The sequence below is a fragment of the Thiomonas sp. TH-17 genome (assembly GCF_057473305.1).
Genome location: NZ_JBYCKI010000307.1, coordinates 14,684 through 33,532 on the forward strand (window position 1 = coordinate 14,684; position 18,849 = coordinate 33,532).

Genomic DNA, 18,849 nt, shown 5'->3' on the forward strand with positions numbered 1-18,849 from the left:
GACAAAAGCAGGGAGTGGCACTTCCGAGAGTACCAGTTGGCAGGTAAATTGAGCTTATAGAATCACGCTAAGTCATGGAAAACCCTAGTTTTTTTTGTTTTTCAGGTCAATCCAGAATGGTGCCTTGCCTTATTGCGTCGCACCAAATCAGGGCGAAAATCGAGCGGCTGCATCAGGCTCTGCCGCTTGTTGCAATGCACTAAAACAGGGAACATGCCCGTGTGCTTCCACCCTTGTTTCCTCAGTCTTTGATCCAGCTTTGATGATGTCCAACCTCACCTTCTTGCCTCGCGTTGCGGTCACCACCGATCTGAAATCGATCGGCGGGCACTCGACGTATGCGGTGACGCAAAAATATGTTGACCCGCTGCTGCCGCTGTCGGGCGTGTTGCCCTGGCTGCTGCCTTCAATGGGCGCGAGCCTGCCGCTGGATGCGGTGCTGGGTGATGTGGACGGGCTGGTGTTCACCGGTTCGCCGTCGAATATCGAGCCGCACCACTATGGTCAGGCGCTGAGCAACCCCGAGTCGCCGGCCGACCCGGCGCGCGATGCCACCACACTGCCGCTGATCCGCGCCGCTATTGCGCGCGGCATTCCGGTGCTCGGCATCTGCCGCGGGTTTCAGGAAATCAATGTCGCGCTCGGCGGCAGTCTGCTGCAGGAAGTGCACAACACCGAAGGCTTTGATGATCATCGTGAAGACGACACGCTGGATATCGCCGGGCAGTACGGTCCGGCGCACCGCGTGCAGGCTGTGTCCGGCGGAATGTTGCAGGCCATCGTTGGCGCCGACTCCTGGGAGGTCAACAGCCTGCACGGGCAAGGCATCCAGACCCTCGCGCCCGATCTGCTGGCCCAGGCGCATGCGCCCGACGGTCTGGTCGAGGCGTATACCTATCAACCCGCTCACCGCACCGACGCTGGCTTTCTGCTGGCGGTGCAGTGGCACCCTGAATGGCAGGCCGCGCAAAACCCCGTGTCGCGCGCGATCTATGCCGCTTTCGGCAACGCCTGTCGGCAGTTCGCCGCGCGCAAGCGCGACGGTCTGCTGGCGCGCGCTGCCTGAGCAAACCGCGCCCGCACCTTTGGCGTTCAAAGTGCAGGCGATGGATGGAACCATCCTTGAAACGCAAACTGGAATCCCATCATGAGTAGTAGCGACAACCGCAAGCAGTGGACCTTCAACGACCTTGAAGGCTGGCTCAACGCCCAACGCATTACCGAAATCGAATGCCTCGTGCCCGACCTGACCGGGGTGGCGCGCGGCAAGATCCTGCCCCGCAGCAAGTTCACCGAAGACCGCGGCATGCGTCTGCCGGAAAGCATCATCGGACTGACCGTCACCGGCAACTGGCCGGAAGACGGCCACATCGACACCCTCATCGCCGACACCGACCGCGACATGAATCTGGTGCCCGACCCGAGCACCGCGCGCGTCGTGCCCTGGGCCACCGACCCCACCGCGCAGGTCATCCACGACTGTTATTTCAAGGATGGCGACCCGGTGGATTACGCCCCGCGCACCGTGCTGAAAAACATGCTCAAGCTTTACGCCGACAAGGGCTGGGCCCCGGTGGTGGCGCCCGAGCTGGAGTTTTATCTGGTGGCCAAGAATAACGATCCCGACCAGCCGCTGCGTCCGCCCATCGGCCGCTCGGGCCGCGCCGAAACCTCGCGCCAGCACTACAGCATCGACGCGGTCAACGAGTTCGATCCGCTGTTCGAAGACATCTACGACTATTGCGAGGCGATGGACCTCGACGTGGACACGCTGATTCACGAAGTCGGCGCCGGGCAGATGGAAATCAACTTCCTGCATGGCGATCCGCTCGATCTGGCCGACAAGGTGTTCTTCTTCAAACGCACCCTGCGCGAAGCGGCGCTGCGCCACAATATGTTCGCTACCTTCATGGCCAAGCCCATGGCCGGCGAACCCGGCAGCGCCATGCATGTGCACCAGAGCATCGTCGATCGCAAGACCGGGCAGAACATATTCAGCAACGCCGACGGCAGCGCGTCCGAGCTGTTCCTGCACTACATCGGCGGCCTGCAGAAATACATTCCGCACGTCATGGCGCTGTTCGCGCCCTACGTCAACTCCTACCGCCGCCTGGTGAGCAATACGGCCGCGCCGACCAATGTGGAATGGGGCGCGGACAACCGCACCGTGGGCATTCGCGTGCCGTTCTCCAATGCCGAAAACCGCCGGATGGAAAACCGTGTGATCGGCGCCGACGCCAATCCCTACGTCGCGCTGGCCGCCAGCCTGGCCTGCGGCTATCTGGGCATGGTCAACAAAATCAGCCCGCTGCCAGAAATGAAGACCAACGCCTACGCGGCGCCCAACGCCATTCCGCTGCCGCAAAGCCTGTCCGAATCGGTGCGTGCGCTCGACGATGTGCCCGAACTCGAAGCCATCATGGGCAAGCGTTTCTGCGGCATCTACAAGGCGGTGAAGATGAGCGAGTACGCCGAGTTCATGAAGGTCATCAGCCCCTGGGAGCGCGAGCACCTGCTGTTGCACGTTTGACCGGTGCAGCGCCCTTGAGAAAACACAGTCCTGAAACGGAGACTTCCATGAAACCCAATGATCTGCCCCAGTTCGACACCGCCGCGCTGCGCGCCAAGGACGCCGCGCATCACCTGCATCCCTTCACCGACACCAAGAGCCTGAACGCCGCGGGCAGCCGCGTCATCGTGCGCGGCGAGGGCGTGCGCATCTGGGACTCGGAGGGCAACGAAATCATCGACGGCATGTCCGGCTTGTGGTGCGTCAACCTCGGCTACGGGCGGCAGGATCTGGTGGGCGCCGCCACCCACCAAATGCAGACCCTGCCGTTCTACAACGCCTTTTTCAAGACCACCACGGCCCCGGCAACCGAGCTTGCGGCGCTGCTGCCGCAGGTGGCGCCGCCCGGCTTCAACCATGTGTTCTTCACCAACTCGGGCTCCGAAGGCAACGACACCATCATCCGTCTCGTGCGCCGTTACTGGGATCTGATGGACCAGCCGCAGCGCAAGACGATCATCAGCCGCCACAACGCCTATCACGGCAGCACGCTCGGCGGCGCGTCGCTGGGCGGCATGAGCGGCATGCACGAACAGGGCGATCTGCCGCTGCCGGGCATCACCCACATCGACCAGCCCTACCAGCTGCAGCACGGCCAGCCGGGCGAGAGCGCGCACGACTTCGGCCTGCGCGCCGCCGGCTGGCTCGAAGCCAAGATTCTCGAGCTGGGCGCCGACAAGGTGGCCGCCTTCATCGGTGAGCCGGTGCAGGGCGCGGGCGGCGTCATCATTCCGCCGGCCAGCTATTGGCCCGAGATTCAGCGCATCTGCGATAAGTACGGCCTGTTGCTGATCTCCGATGAAGTCATCTGCGGCTTTGGCCGTCTGGGCACCTGGTTCGGCTGCCAGCATCCGCACATCAACTCCAAGCCCGACCTCATCACCTTCGCCAAGGGCGTGACTTCGGGCTACCTGCCGCTGGGCGGGGTGCTGGTGGGCGACCGGGTGGCCAAGGTGCTGATCGAGCAGGGCGGCGACTTCAATCACGGCTTCACCTACTCGGGCCACCCGACCTGCTGCGCCGTGGCCATCGCCAATGTCAACGCCCTGCGTGACGAAGGCGTGGTCGAGCGTGTGGCTACAGACACCGCGCCTTATCTGAAGACGCAATTCGCCACCCTGGCCGATCATCCCCTGGTGGGCGATGTCGATGCTCTGGGCATGGTGGCCGGGCTGGTGCTCTACAAAGACAAGGCCAGCCGGACGCTGTTCCCGTCCGATCTGGGCGTGGGCTACATCTGCCGCGACCACTGCTTCAAGAATGGTGTGGTGATGCGCGCCGTGGAAGAACGCATGATCATCGCCCCGCCGCTGGTCATGACGCATGCCGAGATCGACGAGATGATCCGCCGCATTCGCCGTAGCCTGGACGACACGCTGGCTGGCCTGCGCGCGCAGGGCTTGGTATAAATCGCCATTTCCGTTTTGGCCCATTGCGGGATACTGGTACGGGAATTGCAAAGCTTCACCCCGCTGCACCTGTTGTTTCCAATTGGCTTCACACACACTTGAGAGGTTTTTCATGTCACACACACTGCATAAGAAGTCAGTCCGCCGCAAGCTGCTGGCGGCCTGCCTGGCGGGCGCCGCGGCGCTGACCTTGGGCGCCGCCGCTCCGGCCCAAGCCGCCGACGTGCTCAACATCTACAACTGGTCCGACTACATCGCCCCGACCACGGTGCCGGGTTTCGAGAAGGACACCGGCATCAAGGTGCGCTACGACACCTTTGACTCCAACGAAACGCTGTTCGCCAAAATGGTGGCGGGTGACACGGGCTATGACATCGTGGTGCCGTCGTCGAACTGGGCGGCCATCGACATCAAGGGCGGCCTGCTGCACCCGCTCGACAAAGCCAAGATCCCCAACTACAAAAACCTCGATCCGGGCCTGATGAAACAGCTCGCCGCGGTTGATCCGGGCAACAAATACCTCATCCCCTGGATGTGGGGCTACACCACGGTGGGCATCAATGTCACCCAGGTGAAAAAGGCGCTGGGTTCCACGCCCATGCCGGCCAATCCCTGGTCTTTGATTTTTGACCCCGCCTACGCAGACAAGATCAAGTCCTGCGGCATCTCTATGCTCGACTCGGGCGGCGACATCATGGAGGCGGCGTTCAATTACCTCGGCATTCCGCAAGACACCCAGAGCCCGGCCGACTTCGAGAAGGCCTACGCCATGGTGCAGAAGGTGCGCAAGGACGTGAGCATCTTCTCGTCCTCGGGCTACATCAACGACCTGGCCGGCGGTTCCATCTGCATGTCGCTGGGCTGGTCGGGTGACATGGGCATTGCCGCGGCACGCGCCAAGGCTGCAAAAAACAAGCAGGACATCGAAGTGTTCCCGCCCACGCACGGCGCTGTGGTGTTCATCGACACCATGGCCATTCCGGCGGATGCTAAGAACCTCGACAACGCCTACAAGTGGATGAACTACGTGCTCGAGCCCAAGGTGGCCGCGGCCGACACCAACACGGTGACCTATGCCAACCCGGTGCCGTCGTCGCTGCCCTATGTGGATGCCAGCATCAAGGACAACGACTTCGTGTTCCTCAAGCCCGACATGGTGGCCAAGCTGATTCCGCCCAAGGTCTACACCCCGGAGCAGCGTCGTCTGGTGACGCGTCTGTATACCAAGTTCAAGACCGGCCTGTGATCTGACCCCCGTTGCCGCGCTCTCCGTCCTTTTGACTGAGGAGGGCGCGGCAACCCCCAGCTCAACCTTGTTTGACCGATGATGGAGTTCGCGTTGTGACGCCCCCTTCCCCGATTGCAAAACCCTTCCTGCGCATCGACGGCATCACCCGTCGCTTCGATGAGGTCGTCGCGGTCAATGACATTCATCTCGACATCCAGCAGGGCGAAATTTTTGCGCTGCTCGGATCGAGCGGCTGCGGCAAGTCCACCTTGCTACGCATGCTCGGGGGCTTCGAGACGCCGACCTCCGGCCGCATCTATCTGGAGGGCGAGGACATCACCGATCTGCCACCCTATGAGCGGCCGATCAACATGATGTTCCAGTCCTACGCGCTGTTTCCGCACTTGACCGTGTTCGACAACATCGCCTTTGGCCTCAAGCGCGACGGCATGGCCAAGGCCGACATCGCCGCCCGCGTGGAGCAGATGCTCGACCTTGTGCAGCTCAAGGCTTACGGCAAACGCAAGCCGCATCAACTCTCTGGCGGTCAGCAACAGCGCGTGGCTCTGGCCCGCAGCCTGGCCAAACGTCCCAAGCTGCTGCTGCTCGACGAACCACTCGCCGCACTCGACAAAAAATTGCGCGAGCGTACCCAGCTCGAACTGGTCAACATTCTGCGCAAGGTCGGCGTGACCTGCGTGATGGTCACCCACGATCAGGAAGAGGCCATGACCATGGCCGACCGCATCGCGGTGATGAAGGACGGGGAGTTTCTTCAGCTCGGCACCCCTATCGAGATTTACGAACACCCGCAAACCCGCTTCATTGCCGACTTCATCGGCAACGTCAATATGTTCGACGGCAGACTCGTCACCGACGAGCATGACCATTGCGAAGTGCAGACCGATGATGCGTTGTTCCACATCGGCCACGGCATCAGCGGCACGCTCAACATGGAACTGGGGATCGCCTTGCGTCCGGAAAAAATGACCCTGACCGAGGGGCACCAGAGTCACCCCAACAACGCCCTCCTGGGCACAGTGTCTGGGCGTTCGTATATGGGCAGTTACACCGCCTATGAGCTGCTGCTGCCGAGTCAGCGGCGCATTCGCGTCACCGTCTCCAACGCCGATCGCCATGCCGATCCGTTTGCGGTGGGGGCGGTGGTCACCGCGCATTGGGATGCGAGTGCTCCTGTGGTCATCGTGGATTGAGACGCAGCGCCAACGCATCATGCCAACAACCAGCGACACCTCCACCCCGCGCAAAGTGCGCAAGCCCTTCAACTGGGGCCGCAAGATCGTTATCGGCATTCCGCAGATCTGGCTGCTGGCCTTTCTGCTGGCGCCTTTTTTTATTCTGCTCAAGATCAGCGTGTCGGGAAGCGATGCGCTGGGTATCGGCTTCGATCCGATCGTCACCTATGTGCATGATGCGCTGCAGGTCAACATTCACTTCTCGCCCTACCTGGCGCTGGTGCGCGACAGCCTCTACATCATCACCTACCTGTCGTCGCTGTGGTACGCCTTGATGACCACAGTGCTGTGCCTGGTGATCGGCTATCCGTTTTCCTACTTCATCGCCCGTGCCAAGCCCACGGTGCGGCCAGCCCTGCTGATGCTGGTGATGCTGCCGTTCTGGACCTCGTTTCTCATCCGCATCTACGCCTGGAAGAATCTGCTTGACGTCAACGGCCTGGTCAACCAGTTCCTGATGTGGGTCGGCATCATCCACACCCCGCTGCGCATGATGTTCACTGAGTTTTCGTTCATGGTGGGCATGGTGTATGGCTACATCCCGTTCATGATCCTGCCGCTCTACGCCACGCTGGTGAAGATGGACCACCGGCTGGTGGAGGCCGCAGCGGATCTGGGCTCCACGCCGTTCAAGACTTTCTGGCTGGTCACCGTGCCGCTGTCCAAGTCGGGCATCATTGCCGGCAGCCTGCTGGTGTTCATTCCGGCGGTGGGCGAGTACGTCATTCCCGAACTGCTTGCGGGGCCGTCCACGCTCAATATCGGCCGGGTGATGTGGAATGAGTTCTTCCTCAACCTCGACTGGCAGCGCGCCTCCGCAGTGGCCATTGTGATGATCGTGCTCATCCTGCTGCCGATTGCGGTGTTCAACAAATACCAGACCAAGAGCCTGGAGGGCGCGCGATGAAAAAAACCGCCGTGCTGCCCCTGACCTGGATGATCCTGGTCTATCTGTTTCTCTACCTGCCCATTGTGGTGCTGGTGGTGTATTCGTTCAACGATTCGCGCATGGTCACCATCTGGGGCGGCTGGACCTTCAAGTGGTACGGCGCGGTGGTGCATGACCATGAAGTTATCAGCGGCTTGATTCTGTCGCTCAAAGTGGCGCTGGCGACGGCTACAACTTCGGTGCTGCTGGGTACATTGGCGGCATTTGCCCTGGTGCGCTATCGCCACTTCGCAGGCAAGAGCCTGCTCAACTTCATGATCAACATCCCGCTGGTCATGCCCACCGTGGTCATCGCGCTGGCGCTGCTGCTGTTTTTCGTGACGGTGCAGAAGGCCATGGGGTTTCCGCAGAAGGGGTTTTTCACCATCTTCATCGGCCATACCGTCATGGCCATTTCCTATGCCGCCGTGGTGATCCAGTCGCGGCTCAAGGAAATGGATCGGTCGATCGAGGAAGCCGCCATGGATCTGGGCGCCCGCCCCTTCCAGGTGTTCATGCTGGTCACCCTGCCGTCCATTTCGCAGGCCCTGGTGTCGGCCTGGTTGCTGGCGTTCTCGCTGTCGCTCGATGAAGTGGTGATCTCGGCTTTCCTCTCCGGGCCCGGCGCGACCACGCTGCCGGTGGTGATCTTCTCGCGCGCCCGGCTGGGGCTGAGTCCGACCATCAACGTGGTGGGCGCCATCACCGTTTACCTGGTCATCATTGCGGTGGCGGTGAGCAGCCTGCTCATGGCGCGACGTGAACGTCTGCGCGCCAAACAGGCCGCGCAGGCCTTGCGCCTGGATGCCGAGCCACATCAAGAAAAAGAATTCGGCGTCGGATTGATGACCGCCGAGGGGCGATGAACCGTCGCCGGATGAACGGTTTTCTGAGCAAGTGCAGCACCCTGTCAACACCTAAAAACACCTGGAGGACACATTGATGAACAAGTTCAAACTCACCGTGCTGGCGGCCAGCCTGGGGCTGGCCCCACTGGCACATGCCGACACCAACGCCGACATCCTCAACGAGTTGCAAGCGCTCAAGGCCAAGGTGCAGCAACTCGAAGCGCAGGTCAAGGCGCAGCAAACCCAGATCACCGACAACCAGAAAGCCACTGACGAAGCCTCAAAGGTGGCCAACCATGCGGATGTGCAGGTGTCGGGCATCAAGGAGGAAACCGAGTCGTCTGGTTTCAAGGGATTGAAGATCAGCGGCATGATCGCCCCGGCCTATGTCTACAACCAGGATCAGCAGTCCAGTTCATTCGTGTTCCTGAACCGGTCCAATGGCGATCCGAGTGCCTACTCGCTCTACAACTACGACAACTCGTATTTTGGCGGCGCCTATATCCAGTTCCAGAAAAAGACCGCGGGAGGCGTGGGCTGGAACCTGACCCTGGCGCCTGACCGTGGCGCTGGAGTCAACATGAATGGCAACTCCATCATTCACGAAGCCTCGGTGTCCATTCCGGTGAACAACGACACCAAGATCATCGCCGGCCAGATCCCTGACTGGGAAGGCTATGAATACACCTGGGACAACCAGACCAAAACTATCACCCATAACTTACTGTTCGATTTTGCCGAGCTCACTGCCTATACCGGCGTTGGCATTGACCAGACCGTGGGCGATTGGGAATGGAAGAGCATGATCGCCAACGTCAACTCGCCGCGTTATTACTACGGCGGGGACGGTGGCCGGGCGCCGGCGCTGGTGTTCCGGGCGGACTACAGCATTCCGGGTTACGACAGCGCGGGTGTGGGCTTCTGGGGCTTGGTCGGCAAGCTGCCAAATTCGAATGTGGACTTGGCCGATGGCACCACGCCAGTGTCATTGACTGGAACGACAACGGCCCAGATGTTTGAAGTGGACGGCTACCTGAATCAGGGCAACTGGGGCTATTACGGCCAGGCGAGCTTCGGCCAGCAAGCCCAGGCCGCTTACAACAACGGCAAGGCACGCTGGTGGGGCCTGTCGGGGCTGCTGACCTACAACTTCACCCCGCGCTTCCTCGGCTTGGTGCGCGCTGACTATTTGAACAACTCGCACAACGGCGGCGGTCTGGTCGGCGGCTACATGAACTCCAGCAGCGGTGGCCCCGGGCAGACGTTCAATGGCGTCAACGGCTTTGGCCCAGGCTACGTCAACGACGGATCGGGCAACTGGGCTATCGTCGACCCCAACAAGGGTGCCAACCGCTACGCCCTTACCGTGGGCTGGAACTATCTGCTGACAGAGTCGACCACGTTGAAAATGGAGTACCGCTATGACCGCTCCAGCCTCGCTACCTTCTACAACGTGTCGGATGGCAGCTACAAAAAGGACAACAATCTCCTTGCAGCCTCGGTGGTCGTGAGCTTCTGATCAGTCCTTCTGCGGCGGGTGTCTTGCCCGCCGCCTCTTAGCTTTTACCTACTCCACCATGCGCCACCCCATCGCCTTCACAACGAACGGGGTGCAGCCCGACGCTTTCGCCCCAGCGCCCGACCGAGTGCTGCGCGGCGACCCGCAGCAACGGGCCTGGAATCACTACACCGACGGCACCGGTCAGTTCTCCGCAGGCATATGGCAGGGCGAGCCCGGCGCTTGGCGGGTGCGCTACGACCCGCATGAAGAAGAGTTCTGCGTGCTGCTCGAAGGGCATATGACGCTCACCGCCGACGACGGCGCGGCGCAGGAATTTCGCGCAGGTGACGCCTTCGTCGTGCCCGGCGGTTTCACCGGAATCTGGGAAAACCATACCCGGGTACGCAAGCATTACGCCATCATGGCGCTCAAAAACAACTAAACATTACCCAAGGAGATTCGCATGACCGAGAACTTCAATCGCATCTGGCACCAGCGTGCCGAAGACCTGCTCAAGCGAGGCATCGACGGCCGCATGGTGATCGACGGCCGCCGTTGGGGCGCAACCGACGGCAGTCTGTTCGACTGCATCTCGCCCGTTGACGGCAAGGTGATTGCCCGCGTCGCCCGCGGCAAAGCGGCGGACGTTGACCGCGCCGTTGCGAGCGCCCGCGCTGCTTTCAATGACCGCCGCTGGGCCGGCCAGCCGCCCGCTGCGCGCAAGAAGATCATGGTGGCCTTCGCCGAACAATTGCGCGCCGCGCGCGACGAACTCGCGCTGCTCGAAACCCTCGACATGGGCAAGCCGATCAAGAACAGTCTGTCCACCGATGTGGTGGCCGCGTCCCGCTGCATCCAGTGGTACGGCGAGGCGGTGGACAAGATCTACGACGAAATCGCCCCCACCGGTGACAACGCGCTGGCGCTCATCACGCGCCAGGCCATGGGCGTGGTCGGCGCCATCGTGCCGTGGAACTACCCCATGCTGATGGCCTCGTGGAAGCTGGGCCCGGCGCTGGCCGCGGGCAACAGCGTGGTGCTCAAGCCCTCCGAAAAATCGCCGCTCACCGCGCTGCGCCTGGCTGAACTGGCGCTAGAGGCCGGGCTGCCTGAGGGCGTGTTCAACGTGGTGCCGGGCTTCGGGCATGAGGCCGGTGAAGCGCTGGCGCTGCACATGGACGTGGACGCCATCGGCTTTACCGGCTCCACCCGCACCGGCCGCCGCATGCTCGACTATTCCAGCCGCAGCAACTTGAAGCGCGTGTACAACGAACTCGGCGGCAAGTCGGCCAACATCGTCTTCGCCGACTTCGACGATCTAGACCGCGCCGCAGCCACGGCCATCGGCAGCATGTTCTACAACCAGGGTGAGAGCTGCAACGCGCCCTCGCGCCTGCTGGTGCAGGACAACATCGCCGATGCGTTTGTCGAGAAGCTTGCTGCGCTGACCCCGCAATACCACCCGGCCGACCCGCTGGATGCCAGTACCGTGCTCGGCGCGCTGGTCGATGAAACCCAGACGCAGACCGTGCTCGGCTATATCCAGTCGGGCGTGGACGAGGGCGCGCGCTGCGTGGCCGGCGGCTGCCGGGCGCTGCAGGAGACCGGCGGGCAGTACGTCGCCCCGACGGTGTTCGACGGCGTGAAAAACAGCATGAAAATCGCGCAGGAAGAAATCTTCGGCCCGGTGCTGGCGGTCATCCGCTTCAAGACCGAAGCCGAAGCCGTGGCGATTGCCAACGACAGCGCTTACGGCCTGCACGCCGGCGTGTGGTCGCGCAACATCGACCGCGCAGTGCGCGTGTCGCGCGCGCTGCAGGCGGGCACCGTGCATGTCAACCAGTACGACGAGGACGACATCACCGTGCCCTTCGGCGGCGTGAAGCAGTCGGGCAACGGCCGCGACAAGTCGCTGCACGCCTTCGACAAGTACACCGAGCTCAAGACCACCTGGATGCGCATCGATCCGGCCTGACCCCGGACAGTTTTTGAAAAGGACACACCATGAACCACTCACTGAACGAACAACTCCAGGCGCGCCGCGCCGCTGCAACGCCCCGCGGCGTGGGCGTGATGGCCAGCTTCTACGCCGACCGCGCCGAGGGCGCCGAGCTGTGGGACGTCGAAGGCCAGCGCTACATCGACTTCGCCGGTGGCATCGCGGTGATGAATGTCGGCCACCGTCATCCCAAGATCGTCGCCGCGCTGCAGGAGCAACTGCAGCACTTCACCCACACCTGCTACCAGGTCGTCCCTTACGAGAGCTATGTGGCCCTGGCCGAGCAGCTCAACACTCTTACCCCCGGCACCCACGCCAAGAAGACCGCGCTGTTCTCCACCGGCGCGGAGGCCGTGGAGAATGCCGTCAAGATCGCCCGCGCCCACACCAAGCGCGGCGGCGTGATCGCGTTCGGCGGCGCCTTTCATGGCCGCAGCCTGTTTGCCGTGTCGCTCACCGGCAAGGTGCAGCCCTACAAGGCCGGATTCGGTCCCTTTCCGCCGGAGATCTATCACGCGCCCTTCCCGGCTGAAGGCGTGCCGCTGGTCGAGGTGAAGAAGGCGGTGGAGCATCTTTTCAAGGCCGACATCGAGCCTTCGCGCGTGGCCGCCATCATCTTCGAACCCATTCAGGGCGAGGGCGGCTTCAACGTCATTTCTCTGGAGGCGCTGAAGTGGCTGCGCGAACTGTGCGATGAGCACGGCATCGTGCTCATCGCCGACGAGGTGCAGACGGGGTTCGGCCGCACCGGCAAGCTGTTCGCCATGGAACATTTCTATGAGCAGACCGGCGTGCTGCCCGATCTGATGACCATCGCCAAATCGCTGGCCTCGGGCATGCCGTTGTCGGCTGTAACGGGTCGCGCCGAGATCATGGACGCCCCGGCCCCCGGCGGGCTGGGCGGCACCTACGCGGGCAACCCGATGGCGGTGGCCGCCGCGCACGCTGTGATCGACGTGATGCACGACGAGCAACTCCCGGCGCGCGGCCAGAAACTGGGCGACCAGCTCAAGGCCCGACTCGAAGGTTTGCGCGCGCAAGTGCCACAGATCAGCGATGTGCGCGGCCTGGGCGCGATGGTGGCTGTGCAGTTCAACGATCCTGTCTCTGGCAACCCCGACGCGGCCTATACCAAGGCCGTGCAGGCCGAGGCGCTCAAGCGCGGCCTCATCCTGCTGACCTGTGGCGTGGACTACAACGTGGTGCGCTTCCTGTTCCCGCTGACGATTTCAGACGCCGTGTTCGCGGAGGCGCTCGACATCCTCGAAGCGTCGCTGCTGGCGGCCAAGGGCTGAATTCCTGAGCGTCTGGCTATCTGCGATGGCGCATGCGGTTGCGCCGGGTCATCGCCTGGCAGGGTTCGCAGTCGTCCTTGCGGGCCTTGCGGCCGTAGCGCCCGGCGTAATGGTCGAACACGGCGCGCGGCACGATGTGCAGGAATTTGCCCAGCCAACCCATCTGCCACGGAATGGTGACGTAGGCGCGGCCCGCGTCGATGGCGGGCAGGGCGTGGCGCGCGAACTGGGCGGGTGAAATGAGAAAGGGCATGCGAAAGCGATTGCCCGCCGTCATGGGCGTTTCGATATAGCCGGGGCTGAGGGTGACGACTTTCACGCCGCTGGGCCGCAGTTCCACCCGCAGGCTTTCGAGCGAGCGGATGAGAGCGGCCTTGCTGGCGCAATAGGCGGCGTGGCAGGGCAGGCCGCGCACCCCGGCCACGCTGGCGATGCCCACCAAAGCGCCGCTGCCGCGCGCGCGCATCGGCGCGATGAAGGGCGCCAGGGTGGCGAGCGCGGCGGCCCAGTTGATGTCCATGATGTCGATGGCGACGTCGAGATCGTCGGCTTGCGACAGATCGACGCCGTGGCTGATGCCCGCGTTGGCAATGACCACCTGCGGGCAGCCCCATTCGCGCAGCAGCGCATCGGCCTCAGAGCGCAGGCGGTCGGTGTCGCGCACGTCGGCGGCGATGAGCCGCACGCGGGCGGAGTCGGCAGGGTCGAGGTGGGCATCGCGTGCGACTTGCTCCAGCAACTCGGCGCGGCGGGCGATCAACACCAGCCGCCAGCCGCGTGCGGCATAAGCCGCTGCCAGCGCTGCGCCGATGCCGCTGGACGCGCCGGTGAGCAGCACGATGGGTGCGGGCGATGCGGCCGTCATGGCGTGGCTCCCGGCGTGGGCTGGCCCGGAACGATGACGGCCTTCACCCGCCCCTGCAGCGATGATGTGCCCGCGATGCCGTTGAAATCCACCGCATTGCCGGAAAAAACGGTTTGCCCCTGCTGCACCACCGTGGGCCGGTTCGACTGCACGATTTGCTGATTGGGAAAGAGGTTGAGGAACTCGCTGCGCACGATCAGCGGGGCCTGATGGGGCACGCCGCTGCGCTCCACCACGGCCTGGCCGAGCAGTTGCACATTGCTGCCGTCTTTGTTGGACAGGCCGCGCAGCGCGCTGGCCGTGGTGACGATGCCCTGGGGGTTGACCGCGCGCAGTTGCGGCGCCGTGATGTCGAAAGTGTCGGAGGCGGGCAGGTGCACCATCTGCGTGCCGCGCAATACGGCGCTGAGCTGGCCCTGGGCGTTGTAGCTCGCCGCAGAAAATCCGCGCAGCAGGTAGTCGGGCAGGTCGGAATGCGCCGCGCCGATTCGGGGGTTTTGCTCGGCGCGCATCACCACCTGGGCCACCCACCAGCTGAACGCGGCGGCAAGCGCCAGCAGCAGCACGGGCGTCCAGGCGCTGAGGCGGAGCCAGAACTGGCGCGGATTCATTCCCATGTCGTCGGGGGCTTCAACGCGCACTAGGCAGCACGGCGCCGGGCTCGGCCAGGGTGCCGCTGATGGCATCGTGGGGCCGACCGGCCTTGGTGCTGCCAGGCGACGGGGTGTGCGGCTTGCCGTCGAGTGCATCCCGCAGCAGGGCGGCGTAGGCGCCGCGGGCCATCAGCAGCAGATCGCAGACTTCGCGCACCGCGCCGAGCCCGGCGGGGGCGCGGGTGATGTGGCTCACCCGGGCCAGCACCTCGGCGTGGCTTTGCGGCGGCGCGGCGCTGAAACCCGCCCGGGCGATCAGGGCGAGATCGGGCCAGTCGTCGCCGATGATGGCCACTTGCTCCCAGCTCAGCTCAAGCTGGTCGAGCAGGCTCTGGGCGGCGGGCAGCTTGGCGCCGCTGCCCAGCACGCTGTGTTGCAGGCCGAGTTCGGCGATGCGCGCGCGCAGCGCGGGACTGTCGCGCCCGGAAATGACGACGGGCTCGATGCCAGCGCTCATCAGCAGCTTGAGACCGTGACCATCGAGGGTGGAAAAACGCTTGAGTTCTTCGCCCTGCGCGCCATAGAGCAGGTCGCCGGGGGTGAGCACGCCATCCACGTCGAGCAGCAGCAGCCGCACATCGAGCGCGGCGAGTATGAGTTCGGGCTCAAAGGCGAGGCGGGGTGTGGCGTCACGGGGTGTGGCTTCGATATGCGGGTTCATGGCGGATTTGTTCACACCCTCTCAGATCACTTTGGCAGCGAACAGGTCGTGCATGTTCAGCGCGCCGACGGGCTTGCCTTGCGCATCGGCGACGAGCAATTGGTTGATGCGGTATTGCTCCATGAGTTGCACCGCTTCGACGGCGAGCGCGTCCGGGCCGATGGTGTGCGGCTGCGGGTGCATGGCCTGCTGCGCTTGCAGGGTGTTGAGGTTGGCGCCCTTCTCGATCAGGCGTCGCAGATCGCCGTCGGTGATGATGCCCGCCAGCACGCCGCGCGCATCGACCACGGCGGTCATGCCCAGGCCCTTGCGGGTGATTTCCATCAGCGCGGCGGTGAACGGCGCCTCTTCCGTCACGCTGGGCACGGCCTGCCCGCTGCGCATCACATCGCGTACATGGGTGAGCAGTTTGCGCCCCAGACTGCCGCCGGGATGGGTGCGGGCGAAATCTTCGGGGCCGAAGCCGCGGGCGTCGAGCAGGGCGACGGCCAGGGCGTCGCCCAGGGCAAGCTGGGCGGTGGTGCTGGCGGTGGGCGCGAGGTTGAGCGGGCAGGCTTCTTGTTCGACCGCGCAATCGAGCAGGATGTCGGCATGCCGCGCCAGGGTGGAATCGGTGCGGCCGGTCATGCTGATGAGGGTGGCGCCCAGACGCTTGACCTGCGGCACGATGCGGGTGAGTTCTTCCGTTTCGCCGGAGTTGGACAGGGCGAGGAACACATCGTCGCGCGTCACCATGCCGAGATCGCCGTGACTGGCTTCGGCCGGGTGCACGAAATAGGCCGGTGTGCCGGTGGAGGCGAAGGTGGCCGCGATTTTGCGGCCCACATGCCCCGACTTGCCCATGCCCGACACCACCACGCGGCCACCGCTGCGCAAAATGCACTCCACCGCCTGCGCAAACGCGCTCGACAGCGGCGGGGCGGCCAGGCGCTCGCGCAGGGAAAGCAGGGCGCGGGCTTCGATATCCAGGGTATCGCGCGCGAGTTGAACCGCGCGGTCAGGCGAGTAGGGAGTGTGCATCAGCGGCAGTATAAAAACCGCGGCGCTTTATGTCTGGCCGCGGTTCAGCGCACGATGCCCTGATGCATGGCGTAGCGCACCAGATCGGCGTCGTTGTCGAGGGCGAGTTTGTGCATCAGCCGCGTCTTGTGCGTGCTCACCGTCTTGCAGCTGATGTGTAATTCGTCGGCGACCTGATTGACCGATTTGCCCTCGACCAGCCGCATGAACACCTGCATCTCCCGGTCGGAAAGACGGGCGTGGGGTTCTTCCGCCGCCTCGCCCTCGTTCATATAGTTGGCCAACTGCTCCGCCACGCCGGGGGTGAGGTAACGCCCGCCGTGCACGACCTTTTGAATGGCCTCGACCAGCACGTCGGGGCTGCAACCCTTGGTCAGATAGCCTGCCGCGCCGCCGCGCAGCGCGCGCAGCGCAAACTGCTGCTCGGGATGCATGCTCAGAATCAGCACCGGCAGTTCGGGATGCATGAGTTTGATGCGCTTGAGCAGATCGAGCCCGTTGCCCTGGGGCATGGACAGATCAAGCAGCACCACGCTCCACGACTGATCGCGGATGGATTGCATGGCGCGGACGAGATCGCCGCACCAGACCGCCTGCATGTCGTTCGAGCCGAGAAAGCGCGCCAGACTCTCGCCCAGCAGCGCATGGTCGTCGATGATGAGCACGCGCAACTCATCCAAGGGCGTCTCCTGCGGATCGATGGGCTTGGGCCGCGCCCGCGTCATCACTCAACAGCGTAGGCCCCAGCGGCATGCACACCTGCACGCGCACACCGCCCCGCGGCGACTGGTCGAGCTGAAAGCTGCCGCCGAAGACTGCGGCGCGTTCGCGCATGCCCCGCAGGCCTAGCGAAGGGCGGCTGGCCGGGGGCTCTTGCTGCGTGTAGCCGATACCGTCATCCTCGACTGAAATGCAGATCTGATGGGCCTCCACATCGACGCAGCGTACCCAGGCCTGACGCGCCCGCGCATGGCGCACCACGTTCGTCAAGCCCTCCTGAGCGATGCGGAACAGCTCCGTGGCGATCAGTTCGCCGACCTCGCTTTTGTAGCTCAGCTCGGTTGACACCCGAATGTCGTAGCGCTTGGCGTATTGCTCGGACATCCAGCGCAGCGCGGCCTTCAGCCCCAGGTCGAGCACGCTGGGCCGCAATTCCGACGCAACCCGCCGCCCGGCCTCGGCCGCGGCGCGAATGAGCTTGTCGACGTTGTCAAACAGCTCCGGCGCCTGCGCGGCGCCAAACTGCTTGCGCAGCAGCGCCACATCCATCTGCAAGGCCGTGAGCACCTGACCCAGATCGTCATGCAGGTCGCGTGCCATGCGGGCCCGCTCCGCCTCGCGCACCGACTCCAGATGCGAGGCGATCTGCCGCAGGTCGCTGGAGAGATTGAGCAACTGCGATTCGCGCAGATGACTCTGCGTGACGTTGAGCATGATGCCGGTGGATTCGGCCGCGAGGGCGTCGACGCTGCGCGTGCGCGCCCGCACATTCACCCACTTGAGCCCGTGCGGCGTATGCAGCCGCCCTTCCCAGTTCCAGAAACCGGAGGCAACGCTGGCCTGCAACGCCGCATGAAACGGTGCGAGATCCAAGGGGTCGATCTGGTCCAGAAGGTGCTGCGCGGAGTGCTGCAAATCAGTGGCTTGAACGCCACAAACCGGCAGGCAACAGGCGCTCGCAAAATCGAACCGCAGTTGCCCGCCGTCATGGCGCAGGCGGAACACAAAACCCGGGAGCTGGTCAACAAGCGCAGGCAGGTCTGTGAATCCCTCCGGCGCCTGCGTTGCACCGTGCGTCAGATCGGCATCGCCTGCCAGGGCGGCCAGGCGATCGGGTGTTTCACGAGTGTGGCGCTGTAGCAACATGAGGTCGGTGCGAGATGCAATGGTTCAAAAATAGTGCGAGATCACAGCATTCAGGTTGTGGAATCTGGTCGCGACTAGTGAATTAAACGTGTTTGTGGAGAGGCAGTCCAAGGTTATCAGAAAATTCTGACAAAAAAACCAGCAAATTCTGATACGCAAGTCAGAGAGCGCTGATCGATTCGACTTAGGGAAAACTCGACAATTCGTTCACCTTAACGAGCATATTTTGGGGTCTGCGGAGTCGCAGGCCTAGACTTCGTCGAGGGGGGTATGGTGTTGAAGGCTTGAGGCGAGGGTTTTAGTGCGCCCTTTCTGTAACAAAAAGTGCCTTTGTTTTGCGTTGTATTGCGGGGCGGTTTCGAGTGTCATGGGTCGAAGCAGTCTCATCTAGATAGAGAGTCTTGGTCGTGTGGTCGCAATGGGTGCACGGCTGGCGTCATAGTGAGGAAGTCGTCATGAATTCATTCTTTTTAAAAGCGGGAACTCTTGCCCTAGTGGCTTCGGTGACTCTTGCAGGCTGCGGTGGCGGTGGCACGACGGATCTTGCCGCCGCCAATAGTGCGACTGCAGGGCCTGGCACGGCGGCGATCGCCAGTCCGCAGCCCACGATCACCGGCGGCAGTGCGAATAACGCACCGCAGGAGCCCACCCCGACGCCCACTCCGACACCCGCTCCGACACCCACTGCGACACCCACTCCGACACCCACTCCGACACCCACTCCGACACCCACTCCGACACCCACTCCGAC

At 63.4% G+C, this 18,849-nt stretch carries 17 protein-coding genes and 1 pseudogene; 12 read left to right on the forward strand and 6 right to left on the reverse strand.

The genetic code is table 11. From position 1 onward, the window contains the following. Positions 1–265: 265 nt before the first annotated feature. From AC2VLV_RS16825 to gabT, 11 genes are all read left to right on the forward strand, one after another. Positions 266–1,066, forward strand: coding sequence for a gamma-glutamyl-gamma-aminobutyrate hydrolase family protein (locus AC2VLV_RS16825; RefSeq protein ID WP_486991057.1), 801 nt, complete (start codon positions 266–268; stop codon positions 1,064–1,066). An 81-nt stretch (positions 1,067–1,147) separates the two neighbouring features. Beyond that, the gene (locus AC2VLV_RS16830) at positions 1,148–2,530 is read left to right on the forward strand and encodes a glutamine synthetase family protein (protein ID WP_486991058.1); all 1,383 of its coding nucleotides are present in this window, start codon (positions 1,148–1,150) and stop codon (positions 2,528–2,530) included. Between the two features lie 47 nt (positions 2,531–2,577). Next, positions 2,578–3,978, forward strand: coding sequence for an aspartate aminotransferase family protein (locus AC2VLV_RS16835; RefSeq protein WP_486991059.1), 1,401 nt, complete (start codon positions 2,578–2,580; stop codon positions 3,976–3,978). Between the two features lie 112 nt (positions 3,979–4,090). Further along, positions 4,091–5,224 (forward strand): extracellular solute-binding protein, encoded by a 1,134-nt coding sequence (locus AC2VLV_RS16840; RefSeq protein WP_486991060.1) that lies wholly within the window; start codon positions 4,091–4,093, stop codon positions 5,222–5,224. Between the two features lie 95 nt (positions 5,225–5,319). Next, the gene (locus AC2VLV_RS16845; protein WP_486991061.1) at positions 5,320–6,420 is read left to right on the forward strand and encodes an ABC transporter ATP-binding protein; all 1,101 of its coding nucleotides are present in this window, start codon (positions 5,320–5,322) and stop codon (positions 6,418–6,420) included. A 19-nt stretch (positions 6,421–6,439) separates the two neighbouring features. After that, the gene (locus tag AC2VLV_RS16850; protein ID WP_486991062.1) at positions 6,440–7,369 is read left to right on the forward strand and encodes an ABC transporter permease subunit; all 930 of its coding nucleotides are present in this window, start codon (positions 6,440–6,442) and stop codon (positions 7,367–7,369) included. Next, the gene (locus AC2VLV_RS16855; protein ID WP_486991063.1) at positions 7,366–8,256 is read left to right on the forward strand and encodes an ABC transporter permease; all 891 of its coding nucleotides are present in this window, start codon (positions 7,366–7,368) and stop codon (positions 8,254–8,256) included. The genes AC2VLV_RS16850 and AC2VLV_RS16855 overlap by 4 nt, the downstream gene beginning before the upstream one ends. A 76-nt stretch (positions 8,257–8,332) precedes the next feature. Beyond that, positions 8,333–9,757 (forward strand): DUF3138 family protein, encoded by a 1,425-nt coding sequence (locus tag AC2VLV_RS16860; RefSeq protein ID WP_486991064.1) that lies wholly within the window; start codon positions 8,333–8,335, stop codon positions 9,755–9,757. A gap of 58 nt (positions 9,758–9,815) precedes the next feature. Further along, positions 9,816–10,181, forward strand: coding sequence for a cupin domain-containing protein (locus AC2VLV_RS16865; RefSeq protein WP_486991065.1), 366 nt, complete (start codon positions 9,816–9,818; stop codon positions 10,179–10,181). Positions 10,182–10,202: 21 nt separating this feature from the next. Continuing rightward, a complete protein-coding gene (locus AC2VLV_RS16870) occupies positions 10,203–11,714 on the forward strand; it encodes an aldehyde dehydrogenase (RefSeq protein WP_486991066.1) in 1,512 nt (503 codons plus the stop codon). A gap of 29 nt (positions 11,715–11,743) precedes the next feature. Then, a complete protein-coding gene (gabT, locus tag AC2VLV_RS16875; RefSeq protein ID WP_486991067.1) occupies positions 11,744–13,033 on the forward strand; it encodes a 4-aminobutyrate--2-oxoglutarate transaminase in 1,290 nt (429 codons plus the stop codon). 16 nt (positions 13,034–13,049) lie between these two features. Here the strand turns inward: gabT and AC2VLV_RS16880 are convergent, their stop codons facing one another. The 6 genes from AC2VLV_RS16880 to AC2VLV_RS16905 are packed head-to-tail and all read right to left on the reverse strand — an operon-like array spanning position 13,050 to position 18,098. After that, positions 13,050–13,898 (reverse strand): SDR family oxidoreductase, encoded by an 849-nt coding sequence (locus AC2VLV_RS16880; protein ID WP_486991068.1) that lies wholly within the window; start codon positions 13,896–13,898, stop codon positions 13,050–13,052. After that, positions 13,895–14,509: an LPS export ABC transporter periplasmic protein LptC gene (gene lptC, locus AC2VLV_RS16885; protein ID WP_486991069.1), complete on the reverse strand. Its 615-nt coding sequence runs from the start codon at positions 14,507–14,509 to the stop codon at positions 13,895–13,897. Before lptC ends, AC2VLV_RS16880 begins: the two co-directional genes overlap by 4 nt. 19 nt (positions 14,510–14,528) lie before the next feature. Then, positions 14,529–15,227, reverse strand: a complete 699-nt coding sequence (locus AC2VLV_RS16890; RefSeq protein ID WP_486991070.1) for a KdsC family phosphatase — start codon at positions 15,225–15,227, stop codon at positions 14,529–14,531. A gap of 6 nt (positions 15,228–15,233) precedes the next feature. Beyond that, complete coding sequence (locus tag AC2VLV_RS16895; RefSeq protein WP_486991071.1) at positions 15,234–16,232, reverse strand: KpsF/GutQ family sugar-phosphate isomerase; 999 nt, start codon at positions 16,230–16,232, stop codon at positions 15,234–15,236. 44 nt (positions 16,233–16,276) lie between these two features. Further along, positions 16,277–16,912: a response regulator gene (locus AC2VLV_RS16900; protein ID WP_486991072.1), complete on the reverse strand. Its 636-nt coding sequence runs from the start codon at positions 16,910–16,912 to the stop codon at positions 16,277–16,279. Further along, positions 16,905–18,098, reverse strand: coding sequence for a PAS domain-containing sensor histidine kinase (locus AC2VLV_RS16905; protein WP_486991073.1), 1,194 nt, complete (start codon positions 18,096–18,098; stop codon positions 16,905–16,907). Before AC2VLV_RS16905 ends, AC2VLV_RS16900 begins: the two co-directional genes overlap by 8 nt. 455 nt (positions 18,099–18,553) lie before the next feature. On the opposite strand from AC2VLV_RS16905, the pseudogene AC2VLV_RS16910 reads away from it, so the two are divergent. Next, positions 18,554–18,849 (forward strand): annotated as a pseudogene (locus AC2VLV_RS16910) (hypothetical protein); the annotation flags it as partial.

Bases quoted from the DNA above. Each gene is read 5' to 3' on its own strand.
- AC2VLV_RS16865 (WP_486991065.1), top strand. From the start codon at position 9,816: ATGCGCCACCCCATCGCCTTCACAACGAACGGGGTGCAGCCCGACGCT.
- AC2VLV_RS16835 (WP_486991059.1), top strand. From the start codon at position 2,578: ATGAAACCCAATGATCTGCCCCAGTTCGACACCGCCGCGCTGCGCGCC.
- AC2VLV_RS16850 (WP_486991062.1), top strand. From the start codon at position 6,440: ATGCCAACAACCAGCGACACCTCCACCCCGCGCAAAGTGCGCAAGCCC.
- AC2VLV_RS16840 (WP_486991060.1), top strand. From the start codon at position 4,091: ATGTCACACACACTGCATAAGAAGTCAGTCCGCCGCAAGCTGCTGGCG.
- AC2VLV_RS16905 (WP_486991073.1), bottom strand. From the start codon at position 18,098: ATGTTGCTACAGCGCCACACTCGTGAAACACCCGATCGCCTGGCCGCC.
- AC2VLV_RS16880 (WP_486991068.1), bottom strand. From the start codon at position 13,898: ATGACGGCCGCATCGCCCGCACCCATCGTGCTGCTCACCGGCGCGTCC.
- AC2VLV_RS16825 (WP_486991057.1), top strand. From the start codon at position 266: ATGTCCAACCTCACCTTCTTGCCTCGCGTTGCGGTCACCACCGATCTG.
- lptC (WP_486991069.1), bottom strand. From the start codon at position 14,509: ATGAATCCGCGCCAGTTCTGGCTCCGCCTCAGCGCCTGGACGCCCGTG.
- AC2VLV_RS16870 (WP_486991066.1), top strand. From the start codon at position 10,203: ATGACCGAGAACTTCAATCGCATCTGGCACCAGCGTGCCGAAGACCTG.
- AC2VLV_RS16860 (WP_486991064.1), top strand. From the start codon at position 8,333: ATGAACAAGTTCAAACTCACCGTGCTGGCGGCCAGCCTGGGGCTGGCC.
- gabT (WP_486991067.1), top strand. From the start codon at position 11,744: ATGAACCACTCACTGAACGAACAACTCCAGGCGCGCCGCGCCGCTGCA.
- AC2VLV_RS16895 (WP_486991071.1), bottom strand. From the start codon at position 16,232: ATGCACACTCCCTACTCGCCTGACCGCGCGGTTCAACTCGCGCGCGAT.
- AC2VLV_RS16855 (WP_486991063.1), top strand. From the start codon at position 7,366: ATGAAAAAAACCGCCGTGCTGCCCCTGACCTGGATGATCCTGGTCTAT.
- AC2VLV_RS16830 (WP_486991058.1), top strand. From the start codon at position 1,148: ATGAGTAGTAGCGACAACCGCAAGCAGTGGACCTTCAACGACCTTGAA.